Origin of the sequence: Xenorhabdus bakwenae, assembly GCF_030272115.1 — a bacterium.
Taxonomy (GTDB): Bacteria; Pseudomonadota; Gammaproteobacteria; order Enterobacterales; family Enterobacteriaceae; genus Xenorhabdus; species Xenorhabdus bakwenae.
Map to the genome: position 1 here is coordinate 1 of NZ_CP119194.1, position 14,721 is coordinate 14,721.

Annotated in this window: 9 protein-coding genes and 1 pseudogene; 7 read left to right on the forward strand and 3 right to left on the reverse strand. The window is 48.6% G+C overall.

Translation table 11 applies throughout. The annotated features are described in order from the left end of the window. Positions 1-176: 176 nt before the first annotated feature. The 6 genes and pseudogenes from PXH59_RS00600 to PXH59_RS00625 form a co-directional block, all read left to right on the forward strand. Positions 177-1,388, forward strand: a pseudogene (locus PXH59_RS00600) (tyrosine-type recombinase/integrase); the annotation flags it as partial. 219 nt (positions 1,389-1,607) lie between these two features. Beyond that, positions 1,608-1,814 carry a helix-turn-helix transcriptional regulator gene (locus PXH59_RS00605; protein WP_285809880.1) on the forward strand — a complete coding sequence of 69 codons (207 nt, stop codon included), beginning with the start codon at positions 1,608-1,610 and terminating at the stop codon, positions 1,812-1,814. Between the two features lie 93 nt (positions 1,815-1,907). Further along, on the forward strand, positions 1,908-4,346 hold the full coding sequence (locus PXH59_RS00610) for a toprim domain-containing protein (RefSeq protein WP_285811838.1): 2,439 nt from the start codon (positions 1,908-1,910) through the stop codon (positions 4,344-4,346). A 577-nt stretch (positions 4,347-4,923) separates the two neighbouring features. Then, the gene (locus PXH59_RS00615; protein ID WP_285809881.1) at positions 4,924-5,349 is read left to right on the forward strand and encodes a DcrB-related protein; all 426 of its coding nucleotides are present in this window, start codon (positions 4,924-4,926) and stop codon (positions 5,347-5,349) included. Between the two features lie 12 nt (positions 5,350-5,361). Beyond that, entirely contained in the window at positions 5,362-9,681 is a 4,320-nt protein-coding gene (locus PXH59_RS00620) for an RHS repeat-associated core domain-containing protein (RefSeq protein WP_285809882.1), read from the forward strand. A gap of 3 nt (positions 9,682-9,684) precedes the next feature. Then, positions 9,685-10,212, forward strand: a complete 528-nt coding sequence (locus PXH59_RS00625) for an SMI1/KNR4 family protein (protein ID WP_285809883.1) — start codon at positions 9,685-9,687, stop codon at positions 10,210-10,212. Between the two features lie 264 nt (positions 10,213-10,476). On the opposite strand, the gene PXH59_RS00630 is transcribed toward PXH59_RS00625, so the two are convergent. The 3 genes from PXH59_RS00630 to PXH59_RS00640 all read right to left on the reverse strand — a co-directional run bounded on the left by PXH59_RS00630 (position 10,477) and on the right by PXH59_RS00640 (position 11,420). Next, a complete protein-coding gene (locus tag PXH59_RS00630; protein WP_133813210.1) occupies positions 10,477-10,674 on the reverse strand; it encodes a DUF7706 family protein in 198 nt (65 codons plus the stop codon). Positions 10,675-10,688: 14 nt separating this feature from the next. Continuing rightward, entirely contained in the window at positions 10,689-11,009 is a 321-nt protein-coding gene (locus PXH59_RS00635) for a SymE family type I addiction module toxin (protein ID WP_046397397.1), read from the reverse strand. A gap of 78 nt (positions 11,010-11,087) precedes the next feature. Continuing rightward, a complete protein-coding gene (locus PXH59_RS00640) occupies positions 11,088-11,420 on the reverse strand; it encodes a helix-turn-helix domain-containing protein (protein ID WP_046397400.1) in 333 nt (110 codons plus the stop codon). A 136-nt stretch (positions 11,421-11,556) separates the two neighbouring features. On the opposite strand from PXH59_RS00640, the gene PXH59_RS00645 reads away from it, so the two are divergent. Then, positions 11,557-14,469, forward strand: a complete 2,913-nt coding sequence (locus PXH59_RS00645; protein WP_285809884.1) for a CHC2 zinc finger domain-containing protein — start codon at positions 11,557-11,559, stop codon at positions 14,467-14,469. Positions 14,470-14,721 lie beyond the last annotated feature (252 nt).

Here is a 14,721-nt window from a genome sequence, read left to right on the forward strand (position 1 = left end):
GTAGGGCGTACCATCCTTTCATATCTTAACGTCTTCCGAAGTCTATAAAACCCCAGTAAATCCGCAGTATTGGCCTTTTCCCCTTCTCCTGTAGTCTAGTAAGGTATGTTGAAATCTACGATCTTATAGGGGTATATTTAGGGGTACGTTCAGGTTCAATGAAATGAGATACCCCCATGAAGCTAACAGCCCGACAGGTGGACACTGCCAAGCCGAAAGAGAAACCCTACAAACTTGCCGATGGCGGCGGACTCTATCTATTGGTTAACCCGAATGGCTCTCGCTATTGGCGGTTAAAGTATCGGATCGCAGGCAAAGAAAAATTGCTCGCGTTGGGGGTATATCCTGAAATCTCCCTCGCAGAAGCAAGAGCCAAGAGAAATGATGCACGACGAAAGCTATCAGATGGCAATGACCCGATAGAGGAAAAAAGAGCTGAAAAGGCTGCTAAGGTGTTTGCGGTCAGCAATAGTTTTGAATCCGTCGCTATTGAGTGGCACGAATATAAACGCCCTAACTGGTCAAAAGGCTATGCCGAAGACATTCTGGAATATCTGAAAAAAGATATCTTCCCGTATATTGGTAAACGTGCCGTTACCGAGATTAAACCTGCTGAAATGCTGGCTGTGCTGCGAAAAATGGAGCAACGCGGTGTTTTGGATAAATTGAAAAAAACCAGGCAGGCGTGTCGGCAAATTTTCACCTACGCCGTTATTACCGGACGGGCAGAGTTCAATCCCGTTACTGATCTTGCCAGTGCACTCAAAGCGCCCAAACAAAAACACTTTCCACATCTTTTAGCTGACCAGATACCTGATTTTCTCATTGCATTAAGTGGTTATAGCGGCAGTCTGATGACGCAATCAGCGGCACGTATGCTGATGCTGACCGGAGTGCGCACCATCGAACTGAGAGAATCGGAATGGAGTGAATTCGATTTCGGTAATGATCTCTGGCAAATCCCTGCTGAACGAATGAAAATGCGCCGTCCCCACTGTGTTCCTCTATCACATCAGGTTAAAGCCCTTTTAATTAAGCTGCACGAAATCACAGGGCGTGGAAAATACGTTTTCCCCGGTCGTAGCGATGCAGGGAAGCCGATGAGTGAAGCTGCCATCAATCAGGTGATTAAGCGCATTGGTTATGATGGCAAGGCTACAGGCCACGGCTTCCACCATACCATGAGTACAATCCTGCATGAACAGGGCTATAACACAGCTTGGATCGAAACTCAGCTTGCTCATGTTGACAAGAACAGCATCCGGGGTACTTACAACCACGCGCAATATCTGGATGGTCGACGGGAAATGCTGCAATGGTATGCGGATCATATGGAGATGCTGGAACGAGGCAAAAATGTGCTGATCGGAAAATTTGGCAAAAGGGCGCAAAGAAGCGGTGATTTTTCATACTTTGTTGGCAGTGCCAGCAAAGTACGCTTTTTATACAGAATACCGATAAAAAGGTAGAAGTTCCTAAAAAAATAAATTCAACAAATTGGAAAAACAATTAACGCTGTTCATTTAATCTTGCTTTTTAAATAATCCGCCTGTCATCAAACAACGTCCACGATGAGCGCTCAAGGACTCGGTAACAGGAGAAAAAATATGACAATGACAGCGTCGAAGGAAAACCTTATTCGTTTGCCGGAAGTTCAACGCCGGACGGGTTATAGCAAAGCGTGGATCTACAAACTGATTAGAAATGGAGAATTCCCGAAACAAGTCAAACTCGGCTCTCGCTCAATTGCTTTTATTGAATCAGAAATTGATAACTGGATTGCGAAACGTATCGAGGAGTCACGAGCGGCATAACACATAAAAGAAAATGACATAAAAAACAACGCCCCAGTGTGCTGTCACACATCTGAGGCGTCTGACCAACAACCGTTATACGGAGTAACGATGATGGCTGATATACAGCATACCCAAACTCACCCTAAATTTACATCTTCAGATATCACTGATAGCCAAAAACCGCTCGACCTGATCCAGACGGTGAAAAGATCCGCCATGTGCCATTGGGAAAATCTGTTGCCTGCTTGTGGCATTGAAATTCCAGCAAAGGGTAAACATGGTGCCTGCCCTGTCTGCGGTGGCACTGACCGTTTCCACTTTATTGATCATCACCATCACGGCAATTGGCATTGCCGTGATGGTGATGATCCAAACTATGGTGATGGGCTGGATTTAGTGGCAAGAACTAAAGGGATTTCGATTACTGAGGCGGCAAAAATCGTTGCGGGTGCGCTGGCATTGCCTTTACCAAACCCCAAGCCAGCCAGAGAAACCATTCAAACCACGCAGTCAATTGCCGAAAAAGTAGTAGCACTGATGGCTCAAACTGTTGCTGGGCAATCTCCCTATCTAGCTGCAAAAGGGTTGGATTTTCCTAATCAGCGGTTATTGCTCAATAATTCGACTTTGTTGCCCATGGCAACACTGGATAAAAAAGTAACAGGTGCGCAGATTATCAAACCGGATGGAACGAAAAAGTTACTGTCTGGCAGCCAGAAAAAAGGTGCGTTTATTCCCGTTTCAGAGCTGGAAGATTATCCCAACACGGTGATCATTACCGAAGGTTATGCCACAGCTTTGACCGTTAGCCAGTTACATCAAGGATCGGCTCTGGCAGCGCTGGATGCAGGCAATTTGCTCTCTGTTGCTCAATCTGTTCGGGATCGCTGGCCTAACACGAAAATCATTATTGCAGCCGATAATGACTGGCACTCACTCGGTGAATTGGATAAGAACGGTAAACCCATAACAAATATTGGCAAGATCTCAGCAGAAAAAGCTGCACTTGCGGTTAATGGCTGGATTACGTTACCACCAACAGAACACAAGGCTGATTGGGATGATTATCGCCAGCGCCATGGCGTTGAGGTAGCAAAGCAGGCATTTGGTAAGGGGCTTTATCAACCGATATCAACCAAGAAAAAAGCAGCCATTCAGACCAATGATAGTGAATCTTCCAAGCTGACATTATGCCAGATGGGAGCCAGCCAGCGCGGAGAAGTCTTGCTGGCACGTTATGATGGTAATTTGGCACTGGATGGCGATTCGGAAGCTGTTCATCATTATGATGGTATTGTCTGGCGCCCGGTCAGTGACCGAGATTTAAAACGGGAAATGGTCTCCGCCTTTATGGAAGAGAAACTGCCGTACTCACCACACGGTATTAGTTCTGCTGTGGATGCGCTGAAATTACAGCTTCCCATGATGCAACCGCCAGAACGTCACTTAATTGGGTTCAGTAATGGGGTGTTTGACCTGAAAGCCTGCCAGTTCCGACCTCACCGTAAAGATGACTGGCTACTGCTGGCTAACAATGTTTCATTCAATTCCCCCGTTTCGGGGGAAACCTTGCAAGATAATGCACCACAGTTCTGGCGCTGGCTCAATCGGGCAACGGCCAACTGTGAGGACAAGTTTGATCGCGTACTGGCAGCCCTGTTTATGGTGTTAGCTAATCGCTACGACTGGCAGTTTTTTCTGGAAGTCACTGGTGCCGGAGGCAGTGGCAAAAGCATCTTTGCTGAAACCTGTTCAATGCTGGCAGGGAAAGGCAATACCGTTTCCGCCAGTATGGCGGCACTGGAAAACCCACGGGAACGGGCGCTGATTGTCGGTTATTCTCTGATTATCCTGCCAGACCAAACGCGCTATGTGGGCGATGGCTCTGGTATCAAGGCCATTACAGGCGGTGATGAAGTTGCCATTGACCCAAAGCATAAACAGCCCTACTCAACCCGAATTCCTGCTGTCGTGTTGGCGGTGAACAATAACGCCATGAGTTTCAGTGATCGCAGTGGTGGTGTGTCACGGCGTCGGGTGATTTTCAACTTTTCCGAAGTCGTGCCAGAAAATGAACGTGACCCACTTCTACGGGAGAAGATTGCAACAGAATTGCCTGTGATTATCCGGCATTTGCTGTATCGATTCGCTGTCCCACAAGCCGCAAGATGTTTACTGGCAGAGCAACAAAAATCAGAAGAAGCGCTGGATATCAAACGTGGCACCGATCCACTGGTTGATTTCTGCGGTTATCTGGTGGCTTCTCATGAAACTGACGGTTTGTTAATCGGTAATGCGGAGATTGTGCCGTTCAATCCCCGTAAGTATCTTTATCACGCCTACCTTGCTTATATGAAAGGCAATAACCTGAACAAACCCATTTCTGTAACCCGTTTTGGCATGGATATGCCGGGCGCACTGGCTGAGTACAGACAGCAATACCTGCGCAAGAAAAGCAAACACGGTATTCGTAGCAACCTGAGTTTGAATATCGACACAGCCATCGAGTGGCTGCCAAAACTGACAAGGGATAACCTGCCAGAAGAATAATTTTTTTCTTTATTGATGATAATTTTCAAAGAAATATAAAAAAGTGTTCACCACTATTCAATTTGTAATTTAAATCAGATATATCAATGTATTATAAGGTGAATAGTTATTTTTAAACTGTTCACAACTCTTCATCACTATTCACCTTTTTCTGATTTGAAGGTGAACGGTTGGTGAAGAGTCTGATTTCAAGTCGTCATCATTTAACAATATGAATTTAAATGAAAATATATAAAGGTGAACAGGGTGAACAGTTTTATGACTAATTCTTTAATAGGGTAGGCTGTGAAAATGTTTTTTCTGGCTGGCATCGTGTTTTTCAAAGTCTCTGGTTTGTCTGGTTAATGTATTAGCCGGACAAGCCAGAGAAGACAAGCGCAGCGCGTCAGTGTGATTTTAATTGGTTGTACTACGTGAAATTTAAACAAGGTAATTATCTGATTTAATTTAAGAAGAGAGATTTATCACAATTTCCCTCATGAGCTTTTATTCACGCTGGAATACATCAGCGATGCCGTTATATTCTGCTGCATTAATGTGCTAATAACATCTCCCTATCATTAATGAGGCAAGGAAAATGGATACACGCCCACGCTGCCAGTTCACTGAAGGCAGCATCACCCTACCGGAAGGTTATCAGGAACAGACGGTCAATATTATTATCGCGCCCAATGTTCCCGCATTGAATATCAGCCGCGACCAGTTAAATGAAGGAGAAGATTTATCTGGTTATATCATCCGCCAGAAAACGTTGTTGAAAAACGGTCTGCGAGACTGGCAACTCCTTGAAGAGCAGGAGACTGTATTAGGTGACAATCTACTGCATGGCTGCTTACTGCTTTCCCGTTATCGCCCTAAAAAAGGACAACAAGTTTATCAATATCAGGCCGTATTTCTGCGGGATGAAAAAAAGGTGCTGATTTTCACCCTATCATCACAGCAGGCTTTTACTGAATCACAACGGCAGTGGCTGGATGATTGTTTAAAAAGCTTTCAGTTTTAAGGAGAGAACATTATGCCAGAAGCGGCAAGGCTTGGGGATACGATAGGCCATTCCAGTGCAATGGCCGGATTGGTTGCAGGTACGATCATTGGTTCATTGATTTCAGCCGCAGGTGGAATTGCCGCCGGCTTTCTTTTTGTGGCCGGAGTAGCGGCTTCTTGTGTTGGGGTCGGTGTGTTGTTGATTGGTGCTTCTATTGCCGTGGGGATGGCGGCGGGAGCTTTAGGCGATATGGCGCGTGATGCCTGTGTGTCTGCGGGCGCTTCGTCACGAAGTCCCAGTGGAACCATTACCAGTGGTTCCACGAATGTGCTAATCAATAATAAACCGGCGGCCATCGCAACACGAAGTATCGTGGCTTGTAGCAAAGAAATCGGCCCCCGCCAGATGGCAGAAGGCTCTGATTCCGTCTTCATTAATGGATTACCTGCCTCACGGGTGGGTGATAAGACGACCTGTGATGCCGCAGTAATGACAGGTTCACCGAATGTGATTATTGGTGGAGGAACAGCCGCGACGGAAAATATCACACCGGAAGTGCCTAAATGGGCGTATACCGTTTCTGATTTAACCATGTTTGCGGCGGGGTTGACCAGCTTTGGGGGCGCGGCATTGAAAGGTCCCGGCGCATTGCAACAACTGTTCAGCAAAATACCCGGTGCCAGTAAAATCGGCAGAGTTGCCTGCCGTCTGGGTTGGCTTGGGGTAGCGTTGCCCGCGGTGGGTATTTTGACAAATCCGATTGAAGTGGTTGCCGGTCAAAAATTCCTGAACGATGACGATGAACTGGACTTCATTTTTGAAGCCGAATTCCCACTATACTGGCAACGTAGCTACCTGAGCCGTTATCAATACGAAAGCGTCTTGGGTCAGGGCTGGCATTTATTCTGGGAAAGCCAATTAACCCGTGTGGAAGAAGGTATGCTCTGGCGCAATTTGTCTGGTGATATCGTACCTTTCCCAGAAGTGCCGGAAGGTCATCGCTGTTTCTGTCCTGATGCCCAAAGCTGGTTGATACACACTGAAAACGGCGAATGGGAAATCCATGATGCAGGGGAATTGGTCTATCACTATGCTGCTTTCGATAATGCGGGTATCAGTCGGTTAAGTCACATTCGCGATAATGTCGGTAATGAACAGCGTTTCCATTACAACGACCAGCAACAGATGGTCAATATCACAGGTTGTGGCGGCATGAATCTGCACTGTGATTATGACGTTATAGAAATTAGTGACAAGGTTGTTTCCCGATTAACCACAGTCTGGCGGGCGCTGTATAACGGTCAGCGAGTTCGCCTCTGCCATTATCATTATGATGAGAATGCGCGTCTTGTTGGCATCAACCACCGCAGTGACCATTTTCAGCGCCAATTTGGTTGGACTGATCATGGCATCATGGCGTGGCATGTGGATAAACGCGGCCTGCGCTGTGATTATGAATGGGAACTGACCGAAGACGGGCTGTGGCGGGTCATCAGCCAAAAAACCAGTGAGGGTGCAGGTTATCGGCTGGATTATGATGATAAAAACCTGACCCGTACCGCGCACTGGCATGATGGCTCCCGCACTGTCTGGACGCTTAACGATGAATATCAAATTATTCACTGTGTTGACCGTAACGGTACTGAACACCATATTTTATGGGATGAATTCGGCCTGCCAACCGGGTACAAAGACGCCGAAGGCCATACCCGTCTGAGTGAATGGGATAAGCTGGGGCGTCTCCTGAGCCTGACTGATGGCAACGGTAATAAGACCCAATGGCAATACCAGAATGACACTGACAGACTGACCTTTATTTTCTGGCCGGATGGCACCGAAACCACACTGGATTATGATGAATTTGGGCGTTTGGTCAGTGAAACCTCACCGCTTAAGCAAACCTCCCGTTATCACTACAGTGGCAATACACTGCGGCCTTATCAGCGTATTGATGCCAAAGGTGGGGAAAGCCGTTTTATGTGGAACGGTCAGGGGCAGTTGATCCGCTATACCGATTGTTCCGGCCAAAGCAGTGACTGGCAGTATGACAATGAGAATCGACTGAGCCACTTTACCAATGCGCTGATGGAAACCGTCCGTTATAGCTATGATGACAACGGCCAGTTAGTGCGCGTGACCTATCCCGATGGTTCGACAGAGCAGATGGGGTGGGATAGTGCTAATCAGCTTACTTATCATCAACGTAATGAAAATGCCTCTCGTGCCTGGGAATATAACGCATTAGGGCAAATTGTCTGCACAACAGACCGCCTGCAACGGCAGGTTCGTTACCAATACAGTCCCGAAGGGCATCTGGTGCAGATTGAGAATGCCAATGGTGGCCGTTATCGGTTAAACCGTGATGCAGAAGGGCGCCTGATTGAGGAAATTCGCCCTGACGATACGTTAATCCATTATGAATACAATAACGTTGGCTTGTTGAGTGCTGAAAAGCGGATGGGGGATCGGGTATTCAGGCAACCTGTGCGTCCGGTTTATCTGCATTACGATGCGGCGGGTAACCTTATCAAAAGGGAAACTGATACCGACAGTTACCAGTATCAGTGGGATAACATGGGGCGATTGCTGGAAGCTGCCCGTATTCCTAATGCGGCAGGCAATCAACTGGGATTGCAGCCGAATACGATTGGTTTTGAATATGATGCGCTGGGGCGGGTGATTAGAGAGCAGAACGGCGAGGACGAGACCCGGTTCAGTTATGATGAAATGGATAACCTGACCGAACTGACGCTTCCACAGGGGGATACTCTGCGCTGGCTCTACTATGGTTCCGGTCACCTTAGCGCTATTCGCCATAATCAACAGATGATTACCGAGTTCGAGCGTGACAACCTGCATCGTGAAACCAGCCGGACACAAGGTAAACTATTCCAGTTCCGTGAATATGATCCGTTAGGCCGTCGCATCAGCCAATACAGTGTCAGAGATAAATCCGCATCCATCGGACAGGGCAAACCGTGGCGGGCATGGCATTATGACCGGCAGGATGATTTGTGCCTGATGGAAGATCATTACCGTGGTTGGGTGGAATACCTGTATGACTCTGAAAGTCGGCTGAAAAAAGTCACCAGCGTAGACAGCTTTGAAGAAATGCTGTGGTACGACCGTGCAGATAACCTGCTTGAACGTCCACAATCTATGATGGAAAAAGAGGCGGAAGAGAATAAACACCTGACTCCGCAGGGCGACAGGCTGACGCAGTGGAACCAATGGCATTATGAACATGATGCGCATGGCAATGTGATTTCTCGTGGAACAAGCACCAATAACAAGCAAAGCTATCGTTATGATGGTGATAATCGCCTGATTATCGCCGAAGGTAACGGTATGAAGGCCAACTATCATTATGATGCGCTGGGTCGGCGGATTCGCAAGGTAGTCACTACATGGCCGACAGGCACACTTCAGCAGGAACAAACGGATTTTGTCTGGCATGGCCTGAAATTGTTGCAGGAGCGTAACGTCAGTACGGGTAAAACCCAGACTTATTGCTATGAATCCCATGACAGCTACACGCCGCTAGCCTGCATTGTGACTAAAGGTTCGGTGTGTGATTATTTCTGGTATCACACTGATATCAACGGGGCGCCACTGGAAGTGACGGATAAAGCGGGCAAGATTGCGTGGTCAGGCAAATATGATGCTTTTGGTGCGGTCAACAGTATCACTGCCGCATTCTTTAGCGAACCAGAGCGCTCACCGAAAAATTTTGACCAAAACCTGCGTTTTGCTGGGCAATATTTTGACAAAGAGACCGGGCTGCACTTTAATACTTATCGGTATTATGCGCCGGAAATTGGGCGGTTTATAATGCCCGATCCTTTGGGGCTAAATGGGGGTCTGAATCCGTATGCATACGTCCATAATCCGGCGAACTGGATTGATCCGCTCGGATTAACGGGATGTCCTAATAGTATTAAATATGGCGAATTAGATCATTTAGGACGCCCTACAGGAGTTCATGCCACTTTAGATAAAGGTCATATTAATATGGGTACGCACGCTAGCCCCGATATACAGCCGCCAGGATTTATTACAGGAAAAGGTTCTAACAGAGCTAGGGGCCATTTGCTCGGACGACAATTAGGTGGTTCTGGTGATGATGTTAGGAACCTGGTTACTCTTCAACAAAGACCTGCTAATACTCCTGTCATGAGTGGAGTCGAAGGTAGAATAAGAAAAGCCTTAGAGCAAGGAGAAGTTGTTGAAATGAGTTCTATTCCTATTTATAAGGGACCATCCAGAATACCAGCAGGTATTACAATGAAAGCTGAAGGTTCAGGGGGCTTCTTTGAATATGTCACCGTTCTTAACCCTCCAGGAATATAAATAATGAGTATAGAGAGCTTAAAGAATCTATTGCCCTTACCCGTTCATCCTAATGAAAATGGTGAAGGTAAAACGTGGCCGTTAATAGATGAACAGTATTCTTTTCCTAAGGACTATATTGATTTTATAACCCAATATGGAACAGGTAGGATTGCTGATTTTATCACTATATTTAACCCATTTAGCGAAGATGATGATTTAAATTTTTTTAGGCAAAAAGTATGGATTATTGAAGATTTTCAGTCCCTTGTTGAATCTGATCCAGATTATTATCCGTTTATTCTTTATCCCGATATTAATGGATTGCTTCCTATGGGAGTTACAGATAACGGCGATTATATATTTTGGGTTGTATCGTCAGATAATAGTGACTTATGGAATGTCGCTATTATTGCGGCAAGGGCACCAGAAGTTGAATATAGGCAAGAAAATTTCATTGATTTTTTAGAAGGTGTTTTATCAAGAAACGTCAAATGCATGTCATTCCCTGATGGTTTTCCTTCTAAAAATATAGAATTTAGTAGCATTTAAAAATAAGCCGGAAAGATCCCCGTGATCTTTCCGGCTTTATTATTTTTATACTTAAAATAAATATTTTACAGAGTTGATCTTATATATTAAATATATAAATTAAAATCACAAAAATATAAAATAAATAAGAAGGTAAACAAAGGAATAATATAGAAAAATATAAAATTAATGGTAAATATATACATAGGCTATATTTTGGATATTTTATTCTGTTTTTTCTCTGAAACAGCAAAAAGCCGGAATCGCTTCCGGCCTGCTTCTTTCTTACCGTGGCGAATACCCATGATACGCCAGTGCCGACTGGAGCCGCCCTATCGCGGCCTTGATAACCCAGGCTTCTGTGTCATCAACCGCACAGGCCCGTATCTCTGCCCAGCTCAACCGTTTAACCAGTTGCGCCAGTGCCATTGCTTCGTCATGGCTCAGGTGCACTTCCTTTAGCTGCTCAATCCCTGCTCTCATGCTACTCCCCTCCCTTAAATGGTTTTGTAATCGCCAATGAGTTCGCGCATGCGGAGCTTGATATCACTGAGTTGCTCCTGCTGACGCAGGTACTGTTGCCTGATGGTGTGGGTGTTGTCACTGTCCGGTATCAGCACCAGACAACCATTCATCACTTTCACCGTTAAAGTACCGCCAATATCAAAGCCTGCGGCCTTAAGCCATTGACCTTTCAGGTGTATCGCAGGTGGTGCTTTAGCCTTGTCGTTTTGCGGCACGTATCCCACGGTGTAATAACGTTCTGTTTTCGCTGCTTTATTTACAGCGACTTCTGCCTTAGAATGCGTCTTAGCCATAATTAACTACCTCGCATAGTTGCTTGTGGTTAGCGGCTATATCGTGTTGCAACCACGGTAGAGCCGCATTAAATCAGGTCAGCCCAATAACCGTTTTGCCTGATGTTTTAAAATCATTGCATCCAGAACCGAGGTCACAGAGCGTCGTTCTTCCTCATCCATCTGTTTAACCGCTTCAAACTTGAGCTTAAGTTCGTCCTGCGGCTCCCGCTCACCCTCCTCAAATATCAGCCAGTCAGCCGAAACATTAAACGTAACAGCAATACGTTTAAGAATGTCTAAAGAGGGTTGAGCCTCACCAGATTCATAGCGGCGAACTTGTGTCAGATGTATCCCCACCTTGTCAGCCATCTGTGGCTGAGTTAGTCCTTGTTGCTTACGCAGTTGCAGAAAACGGGCAGAAAAGCTCATCCAGAATGTTCCTTTATCAGTCGTGATGGCTTCCATTATCTCCCCCTGTTCTGAATAGACTTGACTAAACAACCTTTATGGGACATATAATAGTATCTATATAGAGCATTGACAAGGATTTAAAAGGAACATTTTTATGGCCCGCATTCCCGAAGCCGAATTACAGCACCTGAAAGCCGCCGTCTCCTTAGTCGCCGTGGTGGAGCAACAGGGGCGACAGCTCTTTAAACGCGGCAAAGATTACGTACTGCTGTGCCCGTTCCATCAGGAGAAAACCCCGTCAATGGTTATCTCACCGGCAAAAAATCTCTATCACTGTTTTGGCTGTGACGCCGGCGGCTCAGTGCTGGACTGGGTGATGAAAACCGAAGGCTTAAGCCTGCGCCATGCCGTGGAACGCCTGCGCGGGGAACTGGGCGAGAATCCGGCAATGGCCCCGCTGGTCCAGCCGGATGAACCCGCCGTGCTGGCCGAAGATGAAGCCGGACGGCAGGCGCTGCTCAACCGGGTGGTTGAGTTCTACCACCACACGTTGCTGAACGCCCCCGAAGCCCTGGCTTATCTGGAAAAACGCCGGTTAAATCACCCGGAATTAGTCGCCTGTTTTAAACCGGGCTTTGCCAACCGCACCCTCGGCTACCGGCTGCCCGCCAGTAAATACAAGGCCGGTTCCGCTATCCGGGCCCGGTTAATGGCGGCGGGTATCCTGCGGGACAACGGGCATGAACACTTCAGAGGGTCATTAGTGATACCGGTTATCGACCGGCACGGCCAGATACGCGAAATCTATGGCCGTAAAATCGGTGAAGACCTGCGCAAAAGCACACCGTGGCATCTGTATCTGCCCGGGGCGCATAGCGGTGTCTGGAATGAACCGGCCATAGCCGCGTCAGCCTCGCTTATCCTGTGTGAATCATTAATCGATGCGATGTCATTCTGGGTAGCGGGTTACCGTAATGTCACCGCCGCCTACGGGGTGAACGGGTTTACTCCCGACCACTGGCAGGCACTGAAACAGCATCAGGTCAGACAGGTGCTGATTGCCTTCGATAATGACCCCGCCGGGAATGATGCCGCGGTAAAACTGGCCGCCGAACTGACTGCCGCCGGTATCACCGTGTTCCGGGTGGTGTTCCCCGAGGGCATGGATGCCAACGGCTATCTGTGTCAGGTCGCCGAGCCGGAACGGGCCTTCGGGTTGCTGCTGGACAGTGCCGTGCCGATGCAGGACGCGGCAGAGATACAGGCCACCACCGCAACAGAGCGGGCCGCACTGGCTAAACATCAGCCGGTTCCGGTGCCGGAAACAGTCAGCACATTAGCCGCCGGTATAGCGTCGTTGCCGTCAGTGCCGAATGTGGTCTGGGAAACCGGCGCTAACGGCGAGATATCCCTGACGCTGGGCACACAACAGTGGGGTATCCGGGGCCTGTCACAGGTGAAAGCCGGAGCGGCAGTGATGAAAGTGAATGTTCAGGTCGTTGATACTGACAGCGGCGTGATGTTCGCCGACAGCGTGGACATGATGAGCGCCCGCAGCCGGGGCGGGTATGCGCGGCTGGCCGCCACCGAACTCGGGCTGGCCGAAGGTGACCTGCGCCGGGCACTGGGGCAGGTGTTGCTGGTACTGGAACAGTGTCAACAGGCCGGCGTCAGTGAACAAACCGAAACCCCGCCGGTTCCCGAACTGAGTGAGGACCAGCGGGCTGCGGCGCTGGCGCTGCTGCAAGACCCGCAACTGAGTGAACGCATCACCGCTGACTTAGCCGCCTGTGGCGTGGTGGGCGAATCCACTAACCTGCTGGCCGGTTACTTAGCCGCCGTCAGTCGCAAGCTGGACCGTCCGCTGGCCGTGCTGATACAGAGCAGTTCGGCGGCAGGGAAAAGCAGCTTAATGGATGCGGTCCTCAATCTGATACCGGAAGAAGAACGGCTGCAATACAGCGCCATGACCGGCCAGAGTCTGTTCTATCTGGGGGAAACCAATCTCCAGCATAAAATCTTAGCCATTGCCGAAGAGGAAGGGGTGCGGCAGGCCGCCTATGCGCTTAAGCTGTTGCAAAGCGACGGCGAACTGACCATTGCCAGCACCGGTAAAGACGATGCCAGCGGTAATCTGGTCACCAAACAGTACACAGTGAAAGGACCGGTGATGCTGATGCTCACCACCACCGCAATAGATGTCGATGAAGAGCTGTTAAACCGCTGTCTGGTGCTGACGGTGAACGAATCGCGGGAACAGACCGAAGCTATCCACGCCTTGCAGCGCCATAAACAAACCCTCGAAGGCTTACTGGCAGAGAATGAAAAGGCGTATATCACCGAACTGCATCAAAACGCCCAGCGGCTGTTGCGCCCGCTCAATGTGGTTAACCCTCATGCCTCACAGTTAACGTTCATGAGCGATAAAACCCGCACCCGACGCGACCACATGAAATATCTCACCCTGATACAAAGTATCGCCCTGCTGCATCAGCACCAGCGGACGGTGAAGACCGCGGAACACCGGGGCAAACGGCTTGAATATATCGAAGTCACCAAAGAAGATATCCGCCTGGCGAACCGGCTGGCCCACGAGATATTAGGCCGTACGCTGGATGAGATGCCGCCCCAGACCCGAAAACTGTTGCTGCTGATACAGCAAATGGTGAAAGACACGGCGGCAGCGCAACAACGCCCGGTGAAAGATATCCGCTTTACCCGCCGGGATATCCGCAGTTATACCCACTGGAGTGACAGCCAGCTTAAACTCCACTGTCAGCGCCTGAGTGACATGGAATACCTGCTGACACACGGCGGCAGTCGCGGCCATCTGTTGCAATATGAACTGCTCTGGAATGGCGATAAAGCGGAAGAAGCCCACCTGTGCGGTCTGATTGAACCGGAAAATCAGGCTGCCAATAGTGTATATGACTCGTGCAAGTCTGGCCCGGATGAAGGCAAGTCGGGGTCAAGTCTGCCCCAAGTCAGGGCCAAGTCTGGTTCGCCAAAACCGGCGGCAAGCCGCAGTGACAAAGGGCTGAACGGTTCGCAAGTCGGGACAGCCTGAAAAGGACTGTTCCGGCCCCCTAAAAATCAGGCCGTCGTACCGTACTGCCCCTTCATCAACGAACCCGAAAGCCAGAAAGGAAAGTGTGAATATGACGGGTGCAAGTCTGGCTCAAATGAAGGCAAGTCAGGGTCAAGTCTGCCCCAAGTCGGGGTCAAGTCGGGTTCGCCAAAACCGGCTGCAAGCCGCAGTAGCAAAGGGCTGAATGACTCGCAAGTCTGGGCAGACAGAAAAGGACTGTTCCGGCCACCT

Coding starts and splice junctions, on each gene's coding strand:
- PXH59_RS00605 (WP_285809880.1), top strand. CDS start 1,608: ATGACAATGACAGCGTCGAAGGAAAACCTTATTCGTTTGCCGGAAGTT.
- PXH59_RS00610 (WP_285811838.1), top strand. CDS start 1,908: ATGGCTGATATACAGCATACCCAAACTCACCCTAAATTTACATCTTCA.
- PXH59_RS00615 (WP_285809881.1), top strand. CDS start 4,924: ATGGATACACGCCCACGCTGCCAGTTCACTGAAGGCAGCATCACCCTA.
- PXH59_RS00620 (WP_285809882.1), top strand. CDS start 5,362: ATGCCAGAAGCGGCAAGGCTTGGGGATACGATAGGCCATTCCAGTGCA.
- PXH59_RS00625 (WP_285809883.1), top strand. CDS start 9,685: ATGAGTATAGAGAGCTTAAAGAATCTATTGCCCTTACCCGTTCATCCT.
- PXH59_RS00630 (WP_133813210.1), bottom strand. CDS start 10,674: ATGAGAGCAGGGATTGAGCAGCTAAAGGAAGTGCACCTGAGCCATGAC.
- PXH59_RS00635 (WP_046397397.1), bottom strand. CDS start 11,009: ATGGCTAAGACGCATTCTAAGGCAGAAGTCGCTGTAAATAAAGCAGCG.
- PXH59_RS00640 (WP_046397400.1), bottom strand. CDS start 11,420: ATGAGCTTTTCTGCCCGTTTTCTGCAACTGCGTAAGCAACAAGGACTA.
- PXH59_RS00645 (WP_285809884.1), top strand. CDS start 11,557: ATGGCCCGCATTCCCGAAGCCGAATTACAGCACCTGAAAGCCGCCGTC.